The sequence below is a fragment of the Allobosea sp. GW821-FHT10B12 genome, assembly GCF_059415545.1.
This window is the reverse complement of sequence record NZ_JBWKNL010000007.1, coordinates 265,261-285,043: the sequence shown is the minus strand read 5'-3', so window position 1 is coordinate 285,043 and position 19,783 is coordinate 265,261. Positions and strand designations below refer to the sequence as shown.

The following is a 19,783-nucleotide window of genomic DNA, read 5'->3' as shown; positions in this document are numbered from 1 at the left end:
TGATGCGCCAGATGAGGTCGGCTTGATGGCAATCCGGTTCAACGAAATCGGTGAGCGGCTGAAAGCCTACCGTCTGGGGCGGGGGCTTCAGGCAGAGGACATTGCCGAGCGCCTCGGCATCTCGCGGGCCGCAGTCTATCGGATCGAAGGCGGCGGCGTCGTCAAGATCGAGACGCTGGAGCGGTTGGCGACGCTGCTGGAGACGACCGTCGCATCGCTGCTGGGCGCGGGAGTCGAGTATTATTCCAGCCCGGTCAGCTATTTCGAGCGCATGCGGCAGATCGAAGAGCAGGCCGACCAGGTCGTCGCGCATTTTCCGCCGTTGTCTTATCTGCTGACCTCGGACAACTACTCCGCCTCCCTGCGGCAGACCCTCGTCGAGGCGCTTCCGCCCCATATTGCGCAGGAGCAGGCGGTGGCGGAGATCGAGGCGATCATCGCGATCCTCGATGAGCGCAAGAGGGCGCGCAAGCGCCGCCGCTTGAGCGTCGTCAACTTCGTCAACGTCCTCGAGATCGAGCGCTGGCTCAAGCTGGGAGTCGTCGGCCGTTTCAATCTGCCGGCCCCCGAACTGGCTCAGCGCCGCCTGGCGGCGCGTGCCGAGGTCGAGCACCTGATCGGCCTGATCGAAAGCGAGCCGATGGGCGTGCAGATCGGCCTGATCGAGGAGACGCTGCCGAACATCACCTTCCAGCTTTTCCGCACTGCGGAGAAGACGCTACTTGGCCTGAGCCCGTTCCGGCTGGGCGGCGAATTGCCGAATGTCCGCTCCGGCATCGCCATGTTGACCGCGGATGAGGAGCCGGTTCGGCTCTACGAGGAGATTGCCGACGGGCTCTGGCGCCGTGCCCTCAAGGGCAGCGAGGCAGGAGCGGTCCTGCGGGCCGTCCTCGATCGGTCTGGGATCGCGCAGCCTTCGGCGCCGGAACTGGTCTGAGGTTCGCGCGCCGCACCATCGTCGACACCTTCGGTTTCGTCGCACGAATAAGCCTCAGCCGCCACTTGTCGCAAAATTGAGATTGTTCTTGCAATTGAGATTTTAGCGTGACATAGAATGATCACGCGATCGCACCGAACTTTCCGGTGCCGTGGTGAATTTCTCGCGGCCGAGCTGATGCCTTGGCCGCCAAGCGGCGCAGCAAGCGCCCTGAGAAAGCGGGCGAATGCCCAAACTCCGACGACAACCAGCCGGCCGGCAGCCGCGCGCGGAAGCGCACGCTGGTGCTTTGGCGTTTTCGTACGCATCGCAAAGAAAAGCAGAACGGGGGAATTCGCCGTGAGTGACAACCAGGCCGCCATGAGCGGCTCCATCGCCCTATCCGCTCCGACCGAGGTCGACGGCAAGGCTCGCAAAGCCCTGTGGGGCGCCGCCATCGGCTATGCCATGGACGGCTTCGACCTCCTGATCCTCGGCTTCATGCTGCGGACGATCTCGGCCGATCTGCAGCTCACCCAGGGCCAGGCCGCCTCGCTCGTCACCGCGACGCTGGTCGGCGCCGTGCTCGGTGGCATCGGCTTCGGCATGCTGTCGGACCGCATCGGCCGCGTTCGCGTCCTGACCTGGACGATCGTGCTCTTCGCCGTCTTCACCGGCCTATGCGCATTTGCGCAGGGCTATTGGGACCTCTTGATCTACCGCACCATCGCCGGCCTCGGCCTCGGCGGCGAATTCGGCATCGGCATGGCCCTGGTCGCGGAAGCCTGGCCAGCCTCGAAGCGGGCGCGCGCCTCCTCCTATGTCGGCCTCGGCTGGCAGGTCGGCGTGCTCGCCGCAGCGATCGCCACCCCGATCCTGCTGCCGACGATCGGCTGGCGCGGCATGTTCGCCATCGGCATCTTGCCGGCGGTCGCCGCCTATTTCATCCGCCATTCGCTGCATGAGCCCGAGGTCTTCGTCGCCCGCAGCAAGGACCGCCCGAAGGAATCGGCGCTGCGCCTGCTGGTCAAGGATTGGGACACGACGAAGCTGAGCCTCGGCATGGTCGTGCTCTGCTCGGTCCAGAACTTCGGCTATTACGGCGTGATGATCTGGCTGCCGAACTATCTGGCGAGCCGGTTCGGTTTCGCCCTGACGCAGTCGGCCGTCTGGACCTCGGTCACCATCGCCGGCATGGCGGTCGGCATCTACGCCTTCGGCCATATCGCCGACCGCATCGGGCGCCGCCCCGCCTTCTTCGGCTACATGCTCGGCGCCGCCGTGATGGTCGTCGTCTATTCGCGGCTGACCGATCCGCTCCAGCTCCTGGTCGCAGGCGCGGTGATGGGCTTCTTCGTCAACGGCATGCTCGGCGGCTACGGCGCGCTGATCAGCGAGCTCTTCCCGACCGCCGCTCGGGCGACGGCGCAGAACGTCCTGTTCAATATCGGGCGCGGCGTCGGCGGCTTCGGCCCGCTCGTCGTCGGGACGATCGCGGCGGCCTACAGCTTCGAGATGGCGATCGCCCTGCTGGCGACGCTCTATGTGCTCGACATCCTCGCCATGTGGTTCCTGATCCCGGAGCGACGTGGCGCCGAGCTCGCCTGAGCGCATCGCCATGTCGATCCAGCACGATCAACTTCAGGCCGCGCGATCCGGCGCGGCCATCGGCGGAAGCTGCTCTTCCGCACCGTGGAAGGCGAGCATCGTCGCCGAGCTCGCCGAGGTCGTCCGCAACGAGGCTGTGAATGCCGAGTACCGGCATCTCGTGGTCAACTGCAGCGAGCAGGCCGCGGCCGCCCAGCCGGGGCAGTTCTTCCAGCTCCTCTGCCCGCAGCCGGCGGGCGAGCAACCCTTTCTGCGCCGGCCGATGAGCCTCTACGGCGCCGATCCCCACAAGCGCCAGGTCGAGTTCCTCTACAAGGTGACCGGCGCCGGAACGCGCGGTCTCGACACGCTGCGGCTGGGCGACCGGCTCGACATCATGGGACCGCTCGGGGTCGGCTTCACGCTGGACTCGGGCTGGCGCCACATCGTCGCCGTCGGGCGCGGGGCTGGGCTGGCGACGCTTGCGCCGCTCGCCAAGGCGGCGAAGGCGAACGGCACGCAGGTGACCGCGGTCTTCAGCGGCAGGCGCCCGGAGCTCCTCGTCTCGGTCGAGCTCTTCCATCGCCATGGCGCCGACGTCATCGCCGTCACCGATGCCGAGCAGACCAGCGGGCCCGCCAATGTCGAGCGCATCCTGCGCCGCCAGATCGCCGAGGGCCGCTGCGACGCCTTCTTCACCTGCGGCTCGAGCCGGCTGATGCGGGTGCAGCAGCGCCTGGCGCGCGAGTTCGGACTGCCCGGCCAGGTCGCGATGGAGCAGCAAATGGCTTGCGGAATCGGCCTTTGCCACTGCTGCGTCCGCGACTTCAACGTCAATGGCGAGATCGTCAACCGGCGCGTCTGCTGGGACGGTCCGGTCTTCGACCTGATGGAGGCGCTGCCATGAGCGCGACCGGCAAAGTCGACCTCTCCGTCAGGATCGGCGGGCTGACCCTGCGCAATCCGGTCATGCCGGCGTCCGGAACCTTTGCCGAGGGGCTGGAGAAGGTGATGGACTTCAACCGGCTCGGCGCCTTCGTCACCAAGACGATCACGCGCGAACTGCGGGCCGGCAATCCGCTGCCGCGGGTGGTCGAGCGGCCGGGCGGGCTGATCAACGCCATCGGCATCCCCTCGAAGGGCGTGCCCTATTTCATCGAGACCACCATGCCGCATTACGCGGCCTATGACACGCCGCTGGTCGTCTCGATCTCGGCGCCGACGGCGGAGGGCTTCGCCAGCCTCGCGGCCGAGCTTTCGATCCCCGGCATCGCCGCGATCGAGGCCAACATCTCCTGTCCGAACATCGAGGAGGACGGCAAGGCCTTCGCGATGCGGGCGGAGTCCACGCAGAAGGTGACGCGCGAATTGCGCAAGGCGACGAAGCTGCCGCTCTGGGTCAAGCTCACGCCCAATACCGGCGACGTGCCCGAGGTGGCGCGCGCCGCCGAGGCGGCCGGGGCCGATGCGGTCGTGGTCGCCAACACCATCCTGTCGATGGCGATCGACCTGAAGAGCTTCAAGCCCTGCCTCGGCAACATCATGGGCGGGCTGTCAGGGCCGGCGATCAAGCCGATCGTGCTGCGCCAGGTCTTCCAATGCGCCAAGGCGGTGAAGATCCCGGTGATCGGCTGCGGCGGTATCTCCACTGCCGATGACGCCGCAGAATACATGCTCGCCGGCGCCAGCGCCGTGCAGGTCGGCACCGCGACCTTCCTGCAACCGGCGGCGATGACGACGATCATCGACGGGCTCGCGGCCTTTTGCCTGCGCCGCGAGATCCCGCGCGTCGCCGACCTGATCCGCGGCGTCGTGATCGAGGAGGCCGACGAGCCCGATCTCGCCTGGCTGGACCCGGTCTCGTGACTGCACAACCGGCCGAGATGCGCAATGTCTTCAACGGCGACGAGAGCGACCGCGCCCTCGCCGAGGCGCTGTTCGATGCCTTGCGCGAAGCGACGGGCGATGGCGTCGGCATCACCCGCGAGGCCTATAGCGAGCGCGAATCGCTGGCGCTCGGTATCGTCGAGGCGAAGGCGCGCGAATTCAGCCTCACAACGGAGCGGGACGCGGGCGCCAATCTCGTCGTCACCCTGGAGGGCCGTGAGCCGGAACTGCCCTTCCTCGCCTGCGGCTCGCATCTCGATTCCGTCCCGCAAGGCGGCAATTTTGACGGCGCCGCCGGCGTAATCGCCGGACTCGCCATCATCGCCCGTTTCAAGGAAGAGGGCTTCGTTCCGCGCCGGACCATCAAGGTCTATGGCTTGCGCGGCGAAGAAAGTTCCCGCTTCGGCCGGGCCTATATGGGCTCCAGCGCCTTGTTCGGGAAACTCTCGGCCGCCGATCTTGCCGTGCGCGATCATGCCAGCGGGCAGAGCCTGACGGAGTGCATGGCCGCCGTCGGCGTCGATATGACCCGCGTCGAACAAGGGAAGCCGCTGCTCGACCCGGCCGATGTCGCGGCCTGGATCGAACTGCATATCGAGCAGGGCCCGGTGCTGGTCGCGCGGGATCTGCCTGTCGGCATCGTCACCGGCATCCGCGGCAATATCCGCCATCGCGAGGTCGAATGCCTCGGCGAGGCCGGCCATTCCGGCGCGGTGCCGCGCTGGCTCCGGCGCGATGCGGTCTTCGCCACGGCCGAATTGATCACCCATCTCGACCGGCACTGGCGTACCTTGCTGGAACGCGGCCGCGACGTCGTCGTGACCGCCGGCGTCCTCGGCACCGATCCGCAGGAGCACGCCATCGCGCGCATTCCCGGCACGGTGCGCTTCTCCTTCGAGGTGCGCAGCCAGAATCGCGAGACGCTGGAGGCCTTCTACGACCTCTTCCTCTCGGAATGCGGGCTGATCGGCGAGGAGCGCGGCGTCGAATTCCGCGTCGATCGCCGGCTCGAATCCGCTCCGGCTGTGATGGATGCCGGCTGGGTCGCCAGGCTCAAGGCCGCCGCCCGAAATCTCGGCCTGCCCGATGAGGACATTCCGAGCGGGGCCGGCCATGATGCGGCGGTGTTCGCCAATGCCGGCATCCCCAGCGCGATGATCTTCGTGCGCAACCAGAACGGATCGCATAATCCGCATGAGGCGATGGCGATCGATGACTTCCTCGCCGGGATCGCGGTGATGCGGGACGCCATCAGGGAGGCGGTGCGATGAGCGCGAACGAGATCGGCCGCGAGGTCGCCGAGCTGCTGTTCAGGGCCGGTGCCATCCATGTCAGCCGCCAGCAACCCTTCATCCTGGCCGCCGGTTGGGCGAGCCCGGTCTATGTCGACGTCCGCCTGCTGCTCGGCGATCCCGATCTGCGCCAGGCTGTCAGCGACCTTGCCGCCCGCTATGCCGGCGAGGCGTTCGCGCCGGGTGGCTTCGACGCGGTCGTCGGCGCAGAAACCGCGGGTATCCCGTTTGCCGCCTGGCTCGCCGACAGGCTGGCGCTGAAGCTGCGCTATGTCCGCAAGCGGCCGCTCGGCATCGGCCGCAACGCCCAGGTCGAGGGTGGGCCGGTCGAGGGCCTGCGCGTTCTGCTGATGGACGACCTGACCACCGATGGCGGCAGCAAGCTCAATTTCGTGCGCGGCTTGCGGGCGGCGGGTGCCGAGGTCGAACATGTCCTGACGATCTTCTACCACGACGCCTTTCCCGGCGCCGGAGATCGTTTGCGGGAGGCCGGCCTGACACTCCACGCCTTGGCGAGCTGGGCCGATGTTCTGCGCGCCGAGGCCAGCCAGCGGCTCGCGCCGGAGGATCGCGCCGAGATCGAGCGTTTCCTGGCCGACCCGGTGGCATGGTCGACCCGCCATGGCGGGCGCGCTAGCCTCGCCCTCCGGACCTGAAGCAGAGGACGAACTGTGACGGCCGGACGTCGAAAGAGATCCGATATGACTGACAAAGCTACCAGCACTCCGCCCACGGACGCCCCCCGCCCGGACAGCGTGCAGCTCGCCAAGACGCAGACCATTGCGCTCGCGGAGGTCTCGACCCGCCGCGAGCATGATCTGCTCGGCGAGGCCGATGTGCCCGCCGACGCCTATTGGGGCATCCATACCTTGCGGGCGGTCGAGAATTTCCCGATCACCGGCGTCCCGGTCGGCCATTTTCCCGAGCTGGTGCGCTCGCTCGCGCTGGTGAAGCAGGCTGCGGCCCGTGCCAATCGGCGCCTGGGCAACCTGCCGGCGGCCAAGGCCGAGGTGATCGACCGTGCCTGCGATCTCATCGCCAGGGACAACCGGTTCCACGACCAGTTCGTCGTCGATGCCGTGCAGGGCGGCGCCGGCACCTCGACCAACATGAACGCCAACGAGGTCGTGGCCAACGTGGCATTGGAGCTGATGGGGCGGCCTAAGGGCCACTATGGCGCGCTGCATCCCAATGACGACGTCAACATGGCGCAGTCGACCAACGACGCCTATCCGACGGCGCTGCGCCTGGCGGTGATCTTCGCGACCGAGCCCCTGATCGCGGCGCTCGACGAGCTCGCCTTCGCCTTCAAGGCCAAGGCGGTCGAGTTCGCCGACGTCCTAAAGATCGGCCGCACCCAGCTCCAGGACGCCGTGCCGATGACGCTCGGCCAAGAGTTCGACGCCTTCTTCACGACGATCAAGGAGGATGTCTCGCGCCTGCGCGAGGCTGCCGCGCTGTTCCGCGAGATCAATCTCGGCGCGACCGCGATCGGCACCGGCATCACCGCCGATGCGCGCTATGCGGCGCTCGCCATCGAGGAACTCGCGCGGGCGACGCGTCAGCCGCTGGTGCCGGCGACGAACCTGATCGAGGCGACCTCGGACATGGGCGCCTTCGTGCTGTTCTCGGGCGTGCTCAAGCGCGTCGCCGTCAAGCTCTCGAAAATCTGCAACGACCTGCGGCTGCTCTCGAGCGGGCCACGCGCCGGCTTCAGCGAGATCCGCCTCCCGGCTGTCCAGGCGGGCTCCTCGATCATGCCGGGCAAGGTTAACCCGGTCATCCCCGAAGTGGTCAACCAGGTCGCCTATCTCGTCATCGGCCACGACCTGACCGTGACCATGTGCGCCGAGGGCGGCCAGCTCCAGCTCAACGCCTTCGAGCCGACGATCGGCTATTGCCTGCTCTCTTCGCTGCGCCATCTCACCGCCGCGGTAACCACGCTGACGACCCGCTGCGTCAACGGCATCGAGGCGGATCGCGAACGTTGCCGCGCTTTGGTCGAGGATTCGATCGGGTTGGTCACGGCGCTCGGCCCGGCGCTCGGCTACGAGGCCTCCTCGCGCGTCGCAAAGCGTGCGCTCGCCGAGAAGCGCAAGGTCGCCGATATCGTGCTCGAGGAAGGGCTGCTGACGCTCGCCGAGCTCGACGAGCTCTTGCGCATCGAGGCGATGACCGCCCCCTCGCGCGCCAAGCCGCCGACCCCGTCGCGCGCCTGAGCGCGACCTGTCCCGCCCACCCATCGCGGTCATGATCGCAATCTCGCGGAGAGATGATGAACGAGCTTTTGAACTGGCTGCAGCAGCAGAAGGGCAGCCTGCGCACCTATGTCGAATTCCAGGACCGGGCGCTGGCGCTACGCGCCGACGAGCCGGAGCAGGCCGCGCTCCTGCGCCTGCTCGCCGATCTCACCGGCCGTTTCGTCGAGGCCTATGATCGCCAGCCCTTGTCCGCCGAGGTAGCCGCGCGTGCTCTCGATCGGTTGGTCGGGCTCCTCGAGAAGGCCGTCGACCAAGGCGCGGCAAACCCATCGGGTCACCTTGCGCTGCTCAATCAGGTCGGCACCAGCGAACTCGCCTAGGCGGTGCCCGCCCATCTGAGGACGACAGCCTTGGGCCCTGCGCAGGAGCGGAGACGCAAGAGCCCCAAATCCCTCAGGCGCGCCGCTTTCCCGCGCCTAATCGGGCTCGCCCTCCGCGCCCGGTTGCGGCGCAAGCTGGGTGCCGCCGCAGACATGGATGACATCGCCTGTGACGAAGCTCGCTCGCGGCGAGGCCAGGAAGGCGATGGCGCCGGCGACATCCTCGGCGGTGCCGACCCGACCTAAAGGCGACATCTTGCGGAAGGAGGCGGCGAGCCCCGCATTTTCGCGCACGATCTTGTCGTTGAACGGCGTGTTGAGAAAGCTCGGCGCAACGGCGTTGACGCGGATCTGGTCCGGCCCGAGCTGCACGGCCAGCACCCGCGTCAGCCCGATCAACCCGGTCTTGCTGGAGGTGTAAGCGACGCCGGTGCCGGCGAGATAGACCCGCGAGGCGACGTTGACGATGCTGCCGCCGCCGTTCCGCTTCATCAGGGGCTGCGCCGCCTGGCAGAGCAGCATCGGCACCGTCAGGTTGAGCGCCAGCACGGCGTTCCAGACCGAGACGTCGACTTCGCCGATCCGCGGCGCGCCCGTCATCCCGGCATTGTTGACGAGGCAATCGAGCCGGCCGAAGCGCTCTCCCACCCGCGCGATCAGCCGCCGCGGCGCACCCTCCTCCAGGAGATCGACCGCTTCGACGACGGCCCGTGCCCCGTGTTCGCGCTCGATCTCCGCACGGATCGCTTCCGTCCGCTCGGCCGCGCGATCGGCGAGCACGACATGAAAGCCGTCGGCGGCCAGCATCCGCGCCGTCGCGGCCCCGACCGCGCCGGCAGCACCCGTCACCAACGCGACCTTCATGGCAGCCTCCGCCTCATCGCTGCCAGGGCATCAGCCGGCGCTGCAGCCATTGCAGCCCGTAGGTCAGCAGCACGCCGAGCGCCATCACCACGACGAGGCCGGCATACATCTTCTCGGGATTGAGCACCTCCCAGTAGTAGAAGGTGATGTAGCCGACACCCTGCTTGGCGCGCACGAACTCGACCGAGATGATCACGATCATCGCCGTTCCCAGCGCGATGCGCAGGCCGGCGAAGATCACCGGCATGGCGCCGGGCAGGATGACATGGCGCAGCATCGACCAGCCGCGCGCACCGTAGTTGCGCCCGGCCATCAGGTAGACCTTGTCGATGCCGCGGACGCCAGCCATCGTGTTGATCGCCATCAGGATGAAGACGGCGAGCGCGACCACGACGATCTTCGGCGCCTCGCCGAACGGGTCGGCGAACATCAGCATCACGATCGGGAAGATCGCGATCTTCGGCAGGACATAGATCGCCGACAGCGTCGTATCGAGCATCAGCCGCACCGTCTGGTTCATGCCCATGATGACGCCGAGCAGCACGCCGGGGATAGCGCCGAGGACGAAGCCGCCGAACACCCGCCCGACCGTGGCCAGCAGGTGGCTCTCCGACAGAAGCTTCCAGACGCCGGCCATGCCGTCGGCAGCATAGAACTCGGGGATCAGCCAGGGCCGGCCGATGAGGCTGGTGCTGGAGAAGCGGTCGTAGCGCACCGTCAGATCCCAGAGCCCGGCGGCGATGCGCGAGGGCTGCGGGAACCAGGTGGTGTTGAGCAGGCCATAGTCACCGGCGAGTTGCCAGGTCAGCAGCACCAGCGCCGGAAAGCCGAAGGCGAGCGTGCGCTCATAGACGCCCCTGCCCCGCACCGGCACCATCCGGCCGGCGCGTTCGCCGATCAGCACCAGCAGGATGAAGCTGAGCCCGATCGCCGGCCAGGCGACGGCGCGCCACAGGCCGAGAAGGGCGAGCAGCGCATGAGCGGCCAGGCCACCGGCGACGAGCAGGACGAGAGCTCGCTTGTCCTCGCCCATCGCGGAGTTGCGCGGCGCCGGCTCGCGGCCCTGCCCGTCCGCGATTTCGTTGGCGGAGGTAATGGTCATGGCCTCGCCTCCATCGCGCGCGTCACCTCGGCGCTGAGCTTCTCCCAGATCGCCGCGCGGTATTCGGCGAAAGCAGGCAGGTTCGTTGTCGCGATGCTGCGCGGGCGTGGCAGGTCGATCTTGAAGGTCGCAAGATGCCGACCGGGCTGGGCACTCATCAGGATGACGCGGTCGCCGAGCAGGACCGCTTCGTCGAGGCTGTGCGTGATGTAGAGCACGGTCTTGCGGGTCTCCTCCCAGATCCGCAGCAGCTCCTCCTGGATGACGACGCGCGTCTGGGCGTCGAGCGCGCCGAGCGGCTCGTCCATCAGCAGCACCTCGGGATCGTTGGCGAGCGCCCGCACGATGCTGACGCGCTGCTTCATCCCGCCCGAGATCTGGTGCGGATAATAGTCGGCGAATTTGGAAAGACCGACGCGGTCGAGCCAGAAGCGGGCGGTGTCGAGCCGCTCCTTCCGCCCGATGCCGCGCATCTGCAGGCCGAAGGCGACATTGTCAGCGAGCGTCTTCCAGGGAAAGATCGCATATTCCTGGAAGACGACGCTGTTCAGCGGTTTGGCCGCGTCGGCGCCGGGCCGAATCTCGATCGCGCCCCGTGAAATCGATTCCAGCCCCGCCACCATGCGCAGGAAGGTCGACTTGCCGCAGCCGGACGGACCGACGATGCAGACGAACTCGCCATCGGTGACGTCGAGCGAGAAATCCTCGAGCGCGACCATGACCCCGTCGGCCGTCGGATAGTGCTTGCTGACGTTGCGCGCGCCGATCTTGGGCACGGCGACGCCCTGCATGGCGATCGTCATCGTTCGACCCTCCGGGCTTGCTGCGAGCCGCCCCTCACTTGGCGGGAGCGGCCTTGCCGAGGGTCTCGATCGCCTTGCTGGCGAAACGCTCGTCGACCGCCTTGGCCATATCGAGCGGCTTCTCGTATTCGGTGCGGCCGTTCTCGCGGTGGACGCGCTCGATATCGGCGAGGCCGGCGGTCGGGATCGCCATGTTCGGATCGAAGACGATGGCGCCGCCGCCCTTGATCGCCTCGGGCGTCGACGCCGTGAATTTGAGATAGGCGTCCATGTTGGCCTGCGCGAGATAGTCGGCGCCCTGCATCAGCCGGGCCGCCTCGGTCATTGCCAGCACGAAGCGCTCGGCCACCTCCGGCCGCTCCTTGATGAACTTGCCGGAGGCGACGAAGGCGACGGTCATCAGCCCAGGCGTGATGTCCTGCATCAGGAGCTTGCCGGTGCCGGCCTTGAGGATCTGGTCGGAATAGGGCGAGGAGGTCAGCACGGCATCGACCGATTTGCCTTCCATCGCTGCAGGCATGTCGGCATTGCCGACATTGAGCAATTGCGCGTCGCGCAGGGTGAGCTTGGCGCTCTCCAGCGCCTTGCTGACGAAGTATTCGCCGCCGCTGCCCGGCCCGCCGGCCGCGGCGATGCGCTTGCCCTTGAGATCGGCGACCGTCTTCACCGCGCCGCTCTCGATCAGATCCTTGCGGACGATCAGCTTGGTCGGCCCGTCCGTCATCGGATCGAGCGCGCCGGGCGCGATCACCCTGATGTCGAGCCCGCGGTTCCAGGCCGACCAGAGCGAGGCGACGATCGAGATGCCGCCGACATCAACCGAGCCCTTGTCGAGGAAGGCGATCGCCTCGGTGCCTGACTTGACGCTGTCGAGCTGGACGTTGAGCCCGTATTTCTTGAAGAGCCCGCGTGACTCCGCGACATAGGCGGTAGCGAACTTCATGATCGGCACATAGGCGACACGCACCGCCTGCGGCGGATCGAGCGGCTTCAGCGCCGGCGCCTGCGCGAAAGCGGGCAATGCTCCGGCGAGGCTGAGAAACAGGGCTGCACCGGCGCTGCGCCAGCGGTCAAATCGAAACAGCATTCTTGATCCTCCCCTTGGAGGCGGCTTGCTGCCGCCTTCCTGTCCATCTCCGGCAAGCTTCTTCGGCCTGCTCACAAGGTCTCGTCAACCGCGCGACAGCGCGGCCGGCGCATGCTCATCCTTCCGCCATAGCGGGAGCTTCGTTGAGATAGGCACCCTGCACCTTGAGCGCGGCCCGAAGGTCGGCAATCGGCACCTCGCTCGGTGCCAGCGCCCGGTCGGCGGCGATGGCGGCGGCGATACCCGCAGCCTGCCCGGTCAGCCAGCATTGCGGGATCTCGCGCATGAAGGAGTGGCTCGTGGCGTCGCAGGAGAGATGCCGGCCGGGCGCCAGCAGCCCATCGACCTCGCGCGGCACGATCGCGCCATAGGGTACCGAGACGTTCGCGAATTTCGGCGCGAGCGAGGGCGAGACGCCGATCTCGTCGGGCGCCACCGCGCCGTCCCAGTTCTCGCGGGTCAGCTTGCCGCGCCCGGCGAGGCGCCGGCCGTGCCTGACCCCGAGCTGCGAGCCCGACAGCATGATGAAGGCGTCAGAGAATCCCGGCGCATGGGCGCGGTAGAAGGAAAGGTGTTCCAGCATCAGCTGGTGGCTCCTGATCTCGACCTCGGAGAGATCCTCGACCTTGAGCGCCGAATAGCCGGCGAGCCGTGGCCCCATGAATACGGCGATGTCGTCGCGCCAGGACACCGACGGCTTGTCGAAGAAGCGCAATTCCTCGCGCCCGCGCGCCATGAACTGCGTGAACTGCTCGGGCGTCTGCGCTCGAAATCGCAGGAAGGCCTTCATGTCGACGCCGCCGAACAGCCAGGAGGTGTTCATGCAGCCATGGATATCGCGGGCGTCGACCTCGGTGTCGTAGGCCGAGCCCGCGCCGGCATAGAGATCGCCATCGCCGGTCGCGTCGACCGTCACCCGGGCAAGGATGGCGCGTCGTCCCTCCTTGCTTTCGAAGGCGCAACCGGCGACGCGCCGCCCATCCATGATCGGGCTCGCACCCCAGGCATGGAAGATCGGATGGACGCCAGCCTCGAGCACCATGGCGAGCGACTCAGCCTTCAGCCATTCCGGGTCGAGCGTCGGCGCATGGGTCACCGTGCCGTTGAAGGCGGCGTTGCGCTGGCCCCAGTACGCCACGCGCTCGGGGTCGCGCGAGCCCCATTCCGTCGGCTCGGGCCCGGCGATCTTGTCGCGGGTGAGGCGCGCCAGCAGCTCCTCGGCGAAGCCGCGGATGACATGCCGGCCCTGCCAGTCGCTCATCCGGTCGATCCAGATGACGAGCCCGCCGGTCGAGAGCCCGCCGAGATGATTGTAGCGCTCGAGCAGCACGACATCGGCGCCGAGCCGCGCCGCGGCGACCGCGGCCGCCGTGCCGGCCGGTCCTCCGCCGACGACCAGGACATCGCATTCGGTATGGACGGGAAGATCGCGTGCCGGCTCCGCGACCGTCTTGTCCGACGGCCTGCGGCGATCGAATTTCTGCGTGTCGAAGGTCTCGGAGCGGAAGAACAGCCGCCCTCCCTCGCCTTCCATCGATCCCATGACGCGTTTCCTCGGGCAGGCCCTGTGCCCGGGCACCATCGCGCTTGGCGCTGTGCCCGGTGGCCTCATGAAGCCAAGGATAGGGTTGCCGCTGCGCGCTGTTCAAATGAATTTCAAGGCCTTATTCATGAGCAAGATTGCTCAATCGGAGGTGACGCGATGGATGTCGCCGGGCTCGAAGCCTTCATCCAGATCGCGGAATTGGGCAGCTTCCGCCGCGCCGCCGAGGCAATGCGCCTGTCGCAGACGGCCCTGAGCCATCGCATCCGCAAGCTCGAGGAGGATGTCGGCGTCACCCTGTTCCAGCGCACCACCCGCAGCCTCGCTCTGACCCGCGCCGGGCAGGACTTCTTTCCCGAAGCGCGCGATGCGCTGATGCGGCTCTCGACGCTCTACGAGAACCTGAGACGCGAGGGCCGGCAGGCGCAGGAGCGGGTCTCAGTCGGTTGCCTCGGCTCGCTCGGCGAGCATTTCCTGCCGGAGGTACTGCGCGAGTTCCGCCAGCGCCATCCGGGCGTTTCGATCACGATCTTCGACGAGCCGGCGGCAGCACTGCGCGAACGTGTCGCCTCGGGCGAAGCGCAGTTCGCCCTGACCATCCTCGGCGCGCAACTCTGGACCCAGAAATCCCGCGCCCTGTTCGAGGAGGATTTCGTCGCCGCCGTCCCGGCCAGCCACGAGCTGGCGGATCGTGCGGAACTCACCTGGGCCGATCTCGTCGGCCATCCGCTGGCCCGTGTCGCGACGACGACGAGCCACGGCTTCATGCTGAGCGAAAGCCTCGGCACTTTCGGCGAACGCCTCGACTGGGCCTATGAGGTCCAGCGCGTCAACATGGCCACCTGCTTCGTCGCCAGCGGCATCGCCATCACCGTGCTACCGCGCCTCGCCATACCGCCGAGCACGGAATTGCGCGTCATCCCGATCACCGCGCCGCTGATCCGGCGCACCGTCGGCATCATCGCCAGGGACGGCGTGCAATTGCCCCGGCCGGCCTTGCAGCTTCAGCGCATGCTGCTGCACGCGATCGCGCGCCATCCCAAGACCGTGGCAGCGAGCGCAGCCCGAGCTCAGGCCGGCATCCCGGACAAAAGCACGACGGAATCGAGCTCGTCCCGGCCGAGCGCATAGGCGAGCTCGTAGCTGGTCCAACCCTCCCGGCCTTGCGCCAGACCGCGCACGTCGAGCGCCGCATCGAGCACGCCGGCGATGTCGGCAAGGCGATCCCGACCATGGCACTCGACCATCAGCGCCGCACCATCGGCGTAAGACGATCCGTCGCCCGACGGCACCGAGAACGGCACCGGTGCGACGGCAGGGTCCTTCGCCAGCACATGGACCGCCGTCGCGGCGGTCTTCTGCAGCACGAGCTCCGCCACAGCCTCCCACCCGCCTTGCGGCGCCGTGGCATCGGCGAAGACCGTCGCCATCAACGCCCCGCCCACGCCGCCGCCGCGGCTCAGCCGGACGAGGTGGCCGACGCGGAAGAAGCCGCGAAAGGACGGGCGCATGCTGCGCGACCACGCTGTCGGGTTCTGCAACAGCGCCCGATAAGGCGCGCTGTCGAGCACGCCGTTATTGTCGAGCTCGTAGAGCGTCAGGAATTCCGGCAACGGCCCCGCGCCGCGATGATAGCGGCGGGCGCGCAGCATGCCGGGAATGGCGAGCCGCTCCGGCACGTGCTCGCGCGTATGCCAGAGATCGTATTCGCCACGCCGCTCGGGATCGACACCGTTCCAGAGCGAGAGCAGTCCAGTGCCTTTGAGCATCGTCTCGGTTCGTCCTCTCGTCCAGCCGGATCAGACTTTCGGCAGCGGCCCGTCAAAGGTCCAACCCTGCGCCGCCAGCCTTGCCGCGCCGTCGACCAGTCCGGCGAGTGGCGCCTCCGACAGGATCTCCAGCGCCACCGGCCCGGCATAGCCCTGACGCTCCAGCTCGCACCTGATCGCAGCAAAATCGATGGCGCCGCTGCCGATCGGATCGTGCCGCCATTGGCCGGCAGGGCTGTCGGAAAGATGGACGATGCCGATGCGCCCGGCGAGCAGGCGCAAGCCCTCGGCCGGATCCTCGCCGATAGCGAACGCGTTGGCGACGTCGTAGATCACCGGAACGTCGCCATAACCTTCCTCGTCGAGGAAACGCCGTATCGTCTGCGCGCTGTCGAGCAACCCTTGCGGATGATTCTCCAGGATCACGCCGACCCCGGCCCGGCGCGCCGCCTCCACGACCTGGCGGAAAGCCGGCCGGAAACTCTGCATCAGCCGGTCATTGGCCTTGGCGAGCAGCGCATGCCGCCGCCCGGAACCGACGCAGACATGGCGGGCGCCCAGCTCGGCGCAGCGTAGCGCCAGCCGGCGATAGGCCTCGACCGAGAAGGCGACAACCTCGGGAGCCGCACTGGCGAGATTGATGTCGCTGCTGGCGAGGTCTGCAGCCAACAATTCGAGATCATGGTCAGCGACGAGCCGGCGCAGCCTTGCGGTCCTGGCTTCGTCGGCGCGCCAGGGGTCGAAATGCGGCGGCGTCGCCAGGAGCTGGATGCGGCGGAAGCCGGCACGGGCGAGCGTCGCGACCGTCGCCTCCGCCTCTTCCTGCCAGACGAAGCCGAAGGTATGGGCCGCCAGCTGCATTCTCTCACTCGTCCCTGCGAAGCTTGCCTATGAAGCTCGGCCTCAGCCGAAGAAGGGGCCGCGCGGCTGATGCGAGACCAGCGTCGGGCTCGCACCCAGCGCCAGCGACAGTTCCCGCGCGGCGCTGAGCAGCATCGGCGAGAACGACAGCATCTTCTCCTCGGTCAGGCGGATATGCGGCCCGGCGATCACCAAGGCGCCGATGACCTCGTTGGTCTGGGCACTGCGGATCGGCGCGGCCGTCGCACTCATCCAGGGCGAATAGGTCTGGCTCACCATGCTGAAGCCGCGCTTGCGCGCCTGGCGCAGATATTTGAGCAGCGCAGCCGGCGTCTGCGGCGCCTTCGGGCCGAACTCCTCGCGCGAGCCGTAGCCCTGGCGCTCGACCAGCGCGAGCGCCTCCTCCTCCGGCAGGCAGGAGAGCCAGGCATGGCCGCTGGCCGAGCAGGAGAGCCGGCCCGACTGTCCCATGTCGGGGTCGTAGCGCAGGCCGAAGGGCGAGCCCTGCGATTTCGCGACCCAGATCAGCTCGCGACCATCGATCAGGGCGAGGCGGACCAGCTCGGCCGTCTCGCGCGCCAGCTGGTCGAGCACCGGCTGGGCGAGATCGGTGATGCCGCTGCCGGCGAGGAAGCTGAAGGCGAGCGAGGCAATCTTGGCCGTGAGCTGATACATGCCGTGATGGCGCTCCTGCCGGACATAGCCGCGCTCGACCAGGCTGGTCAGCACGCGATGCGTCGCGCTGCGCGGAATGCTCAGCCGCTCGGCGATCTCGTAGAGCGGCAGCCCATGCGCATGGGCGGCCAGGAGCTCGATCACCCCCAGCGTCCGCTCGAGCAGCCCGCTGCGAGCCTGATCGGCCTCGGCCTCTTCCGTGTCAGCGACGAGCTTCTTCGCCATGGCCCTACCCGAAATTGAGTTCCTGGCGTTGTCTCTGGCGTGCCGCCTCAAGGACGGCAAGTGTGGCTCGCAAGGTGCGGGTCGCATCGGCAGCGTCGATCAGCGGGTTGGCACCCTTGCGCACGACATCATGCAGATGGCGCAGCTGGCGCAGATAAGGGCTTTCGCGCGTCACCGGCAGCGCCTGCCGCGAGAGCGGCGCGAACCAGCTCTTCTCCCCGTCATAGCGCCAGAGCTCGAGCCCCGGCAGCGCCAGCGAGCCTTCCGTCCCCGAAAGGAAATGCGAAGTCACCGGCGCGGGCTGCGCCGGATAGTTCGGCAGTTCGCCCGAGGACAGGTCCCAGCTCCAGGGCGCGACGGCGGTGTCGGACAGGCTGACCGTCACCAGCGCACCATTGGCAAGTTCGAGCAGGACCGCCGCCGTGTCCTCGACCGGCAGGCCGCGGATGCGATCGGAGGTGACGGCCTGCACCGCGGCGATCTCGCCGCAGATGAAGCGGATCAGGTCGATCTCGTGGATCAGGTTGATCAGCACCGGCCCGCCGCCGGGCTCGCGCCGCCAGGCCAGCTCGAAATAGGCGTCATGCTTGTAGAAGGTGTAGAGCACGGTCGCGGTTGTCAGCCGCCCGAGCCCGCCGCTTTGAACCGTCTCGCGCGCCATGGCGATGATCGGGTTGTAGCGGCGGTGATGACCGACGAGGACCGGCACACCGGCGCGCGCCGAAGCTGCCGCCAGCTCATCGCCTTCTGCCACCGTCACCGCAACCGGCTTCTCGATCAGCGCCGGAATCCCCTGCGCAATCGCATCGAGCCCGATCGGCAGATGGGTCTGGTTCGGCGTCGCAACGATCAGCGCCTCGACTCCGCCCGCCGCGATCAGGGCATGATGGTCCTTGAACCAGCGTAGCCCTCGCTCCTCGCAGAAGGTTCGGCCGGCCTCGGTAGGATCGGCGACACCGGCGACCACCGCGAAATCGGTTCCGGCGATCACGTCCGCATGCAGACGGCCGATCGCTCCAGCCCCGACGATCCCTATTGAAAGTGGCGACATAGCCTGAGCCTCCTGCGTTGCCCCCCTTATCCCGCCGGGTCGTCTCGCGGTCAAGGTAATTGGAACAAGATTCCATTTTTAAAAATATGACTGGAATTCTATTCCAGTAATGCTAGATGGTCGGCGCTGGCACGCATCGCGGAGCCCGCCAATCGAAGCCGAGCAAGGCTTCAAGGGAACGCCAACGCAGGGAGGACGTCGTGACCGACGCAGACAAGCCGCAGCGGATTTCCACCATCAGGCGCCGGAGCCTTCTCCTCGGCGCAGGCTCGCTCGGCGCGACCAGCCTCGTCTCCGCCAGGCTCGGCATGCCCTATATCGGCAACGCCGCCGCAGCCGAGCCGATCAAGATCGGCATGATCTGGGCGAAAACCGGCAACATCGTCGATCAGTCGGAATATCTGGCGCAGGGCAGCATGCTGGCGCTGGAGCAACGCAATGGCACCCTGCTCGGCCGCCCCGCCGAGATCGTCTGGCTCGACGAGCCCAACCCGCAAGGCGCCCAGCAGAACGCCGAGCGCCTGGTCGGCGAGCACAAGGTCGTCGGCATCGTCGGCGGTGCGCTCAGCTCCTTCGCGCTCGGCATCTCGGCCGTGGCGAAGAAGGCCAAGATCCCCTACATCGCCGCCAATGCCGCCACCGGCGAGCTCACCGGCAAATCCTGCAACAAATACACCTTCCGCCTGCAGCCGCCGGTCGAGGTCCATGCCCGGGCGCTCGCGCCCTATTGCCGCGATATCGGCAAGAAATGGTATCTGCTGACCGCCTCCTATGCCTTCGGCCAGGACATCAAGCGTTCCTTCGAGGAATACGGCAAGGCCAACGGCATCACCGTCGTCGGCGCCGACGAGGTGCCGGTCGGCACGCCCGATTACAGCTCCTTCATCCTGAAAATCCGCGCTGCCAAGCCGGACGTCGTCATCGGCGGCCTCTCGGCCAGCGACCTCACCACCTTCCTGAAGCAGTGGAACGAGCTCGGCATGCGCGGGCGCATCCCCTTCGCCGAGATCTCGGTGGGCAACACCGATCTCTGGGGCGTCGGGCCGGAGGCGGCGGACGGGCTCTACACCCTGACCTGGTACTACAAGAACCCGAACAATCCGCCGGAAGAGCAGGCGATGGCGGCGGCCTATGAGAAGAAATACAACCGCCCCGCCGCCGACAAGACCTGGATGGGCTGGTTCGGCATGAAGAGCCTGCTCGACGCGATCGAGGCCGCGAAATCGGCCGAGCCGGCCGCCATCGTCGCCGCACTGGAGACATGGCAGGTCAAGCGCGGCGATCTCAACGTCCACTATCGCGACTTCGACCACCAGATGGTCAACCGCCTGCTGATTGCCGGCATCAAGCCGAAGATCACTGACAAATGGGACTATTTCGACATCAAGGCCGAGCTGCCGAAGACGCAGGCCGACATCGACAAGGCCTTCGGCTCGCAGGCCGAGAGCGCCTGCAAGATGGACGCGCTCTGACGCTCCGCCCAGCCGGATGAAGGGCCGGCCGAGCCACGTGCCGGCCGGTTCCCTCCTCTTCCCTCGCC

19 protein-coding genes are annotated in these 19,783 nt (G+C 67.5%); 10 read left to right on the top strand and 9 right to left on the bottom strand.

Going from position 1 to position 19,783, the window contains the following annotated elements; translation table 11 throughout:
- The first annotated feature begins 25 nt into the window (after positions 1 to 25).
- The 8 genes from AC07O0_RS23600 (at position 26) to AC07O0_RS23565 (ending at position 8,263) form a co-directional block, all read left to right on the top strand.
- Positions 26 to 937 (top strand): helix-turn-helix domain-containing protein, encoded by a 912-nt coding sequence (locus AC07O0_RS23600; RefSeq protein ID WP_494626247.1) that lies wholly within the window; start codon positions 26 to 28, stop codon positions 935 to 937.
- A gap of 339 nt (positions 938 to 1,276) precedes the next feature.
- A complete protein-coding gene (locus AC07O0_RS23595) occupies positions 1,277 to 2,524 on the top strand; it encodes an MFS transporter (protein ID WP_494626246.1) in 1,248 nt (415 codons plus the stop codon).
- Positions 2,525 to 2,534: 10 nt separating this feature from the next.
- Positions 2,535 to 3,410, top strand: coding sequence for a dihydroorotate dehydrogenase electron transfer subunit (locus AC07O0_RS23590; RefSeq protein WP_494626244.1), 876 nt, complete (start codon positions 2,535 to 2,537; stop codon positions 3,408 to 3,410).
- Positions 3,407 to 4,369, top strand: coding sequence for a dihydroorotate dehydrogenase (locus tag AC07O0_RS23585; RefSeq protein WP_494626242.1), 963 nt, complete (start codon positions 3,407 to 3,409; stop codon positions 4,367 to 4,369). The genes AC07O0_RS23590 and AC07O0_RS23585 overlap by 4 nt, the downstream gene beginning before the upstream one ends.
- Positions 4,366 to 5,661, top strand: coding sequence for a Zn-dependent hydrolase (locus tag AC07O0_RS23580; protein WP_494626240.1), 1,296 nt, complete (start codon positions 4,366 to 4,368; stop codon positions 5,659 to 5,661). The genes AC07O0_RS23585 and AC07O0_RS23580 overlap by 4 nt, the downstream gene beginning before the upstream one ends.
- Positions 5,658 to 6,338: an orotate phosphoribosyltransferase gene (locus AC07O0_RS23575; protein WP_494626238.1), complete on the top strand. Its 681-nt coding sequence runs from the start codon at positions 5,658 to 5,660 to the stop codon at positions 6,336 to 6,338. The genes AC07O0_RS23580 and AC07O0_RS23575 overlap by 4 nt, the downstream gene beginning before the upstream one ends.
- Positions 6,339 to 6,383: 45 nt before the next feature.
- Complete coding sequence (locus AC07O0_RS23570) at positions 6,384 to 7,901, top strand: aspartate ammonia-lyase (RefSeq protein WP_494626236.1); 1,518 nt, start codon at positions 6,384 to 6,386, stop codon at positions 7,899 to 7,901.
- A gap of 56 nt (positions 7,902 to 7,957) precedes the next feature.
- Entirely contained in the window at positions 7,958 to 8,263 is a 306-nt protein-coding gene (locus AC07O0_RS23565) for a hypothetical protein (protein WP_494626235.1), read from the top strand.
- A gap of 96 nt (positions 8,264 to 8,359) precedes the next feature.
- On the opposite strand, the gene AC07O0_RS23560 is transcribed toward AC07O0_RS23565, so the two are convergent.
- The 5 genes from AC07O0_RS23560 to AC07O0_RS23540 form a co-directional block, all read right to left on the bottom strand.
- The gene (locus AC07O0_RS23560; RefSeq protein WP_494626233.1) at positions 8,360 to 9,127 is read right to left on the bottom strand and encodes an SDR family NAD(P)-dependent oxidoreductase; all 768 of its coding nucleotides are present in this window, start codon (positions 9,125 to 9,127) and stop codon (positions 8,360 to 8,362) included.
- Positions 9,128 to 9,140: 13 nt separating this feature from the next.
- Positions 9,141 to 10,229: an ABC transporter permease gene (locus tag AC07O0_RS23555; protein ID WP_494626231.1), complete on the bottom strand. Its 1,089-nt coding sequence runs from the start codon at positions 10,227 to 10,229 to the stop codon at positions 9,141 to 9,143.
- On the bottom strand, positions 10,226 to 11,032 hold the full coding sequence (locus AC07O0_RS23550) for an ABC transporter ATP-binding protein (RefSeq protein ID WP_494626229.1): 807 nt from the start codon (positions 11,030 to 11,032) through the stop codon (positions 10,226 to 10,228). The genes AC07O0_RS23555 and AC07O0_RS23550 overlap by 4 nt, the downstream gene beginning before the upstream one ends.
- 34 nt (positions 11,033 to 11,066) lie before the next feature.
- Positions 11,067 to 12,119 carry an ABC transporter substrate-binding protein gene (locus AC07O0_RS23545; RefSeq protein WP_494626227.1) on the bottom strand — a complete coding sequence of 351 codons (1,053 nt, stop codon included), beginning with the start codon at positions 12,117 to 12,119 and terminating at the stop codon, positions 11,067 to 11,069.
- Between the two features lie 115 nt (positions 12,120 to 12,234).
- Positions 12,235 to 13,662, bottom strand: a complete 1,428-nt coding sequence (locus AC07O0_RS23540; protein ID WP_494626225.1) for an FAD-dependent oxidoreductase — start codon at positions 13,660 to 13,662, stop codon at positions 12,235 to 12,237.
- A gap of 159 nt (positions 13,663 to 13,821) precedes the next feature.
- Between AC07O0_RS23540 and AC07O0_RS23535 the strand changes: the two genes are divergently transcribed.
- Complete coding sequence (locus AC07O0_RS23535) at positions 13,822 to 14,793, top strand: LysR family transcriptional regulator (protein ID WP_494626223.1); 972 nt, start codon at positions 13,822 to 13,824, stop codon at positions 14,791 to 14,793.
- Here the strand turns inward: AC07O0_RS23535 and AC07O0_RS23530 are convergent.
- The 4 genes from AC07O0_RS23530 to AC07O0_RS23515 are packed head-to-tail and all read right to left on the bottom strand — an operon-like array spanning position 14,733 to position 18,243.
- The gene (locus AC07O0_RS23530) at positions 14,733 to 15,431 is read right to left on the bottom strand and encodes a hypothetical protein (protein ID WP_494626221.1); all 699 of its coding nucleotides are present in this window, start codon (positions 15,429 to 15,431) and stop codon (positions 14,733 to 14,735) included. The two genes, AC07O0_RS23535 and AC07O0_RS23530, sit on opposite strands and share 61 nt — an antisense overlap.
- Positions 15,432 to 15,461: 30 nt before the next feature.
- Positions 15,462 to 16,292, bottom strand: coding sequence for a sugar phosphate isomerase/epimerase family protein (locus AC07O0_RS23525; RefSeq protein WP_494626219.1), 831 nt, complete (start codon positions 16,290 to 16,292; stop codon positions 15,462 to 15,464).
- A 42-nt stretch (positions 16,293 to 16,334) separates the two neighbouring features.
- Positions 16,335 to 17,192, bottom strand: a complete 858-nt coding sequence (locus AC07O0_RS23520) for an IclR family transcriptional regulator (RefSeq protein WP_494626217.1) — start codon at positions 17,190 to 17,192, stop codon at positions 16,335 to 16,337.
- A 4-nt stretch (positions 17,193 to 17,196) separates the two neighbouring features.
- Positions 17,197 to 18,243: a Gfo/Idh/MocA family protein gene (locus AC07O0_RS23515; RefSeq protein ID WP_494626215.1), complete on the bottom strand. Its 1,047-nt coding sequence runs from the start codon at positions 18,241 to 18,243 to the stop codon at positions 17,197 to 17,199.
- Between the two features lie 200 nt (positions 18,244 to 18,443).
- Here AC07O0_RS23515 and AC07O0_RS23510 point away from each other — a divergent pair, with 200 nt between their 5' ends.
- A complete protein-coding gene (locus tag AC07O0_RS23510) occupies positions 18,444 to 19,715 on the top strand; it encodes an ABC transporter substrate-binding protein (RefSeq protein WP_494626213.1) in 1,272 nt (423 codons plus the stop codon).
- Positions 19,716 to 19,783 lie beyond the last annotated feature (68 nt).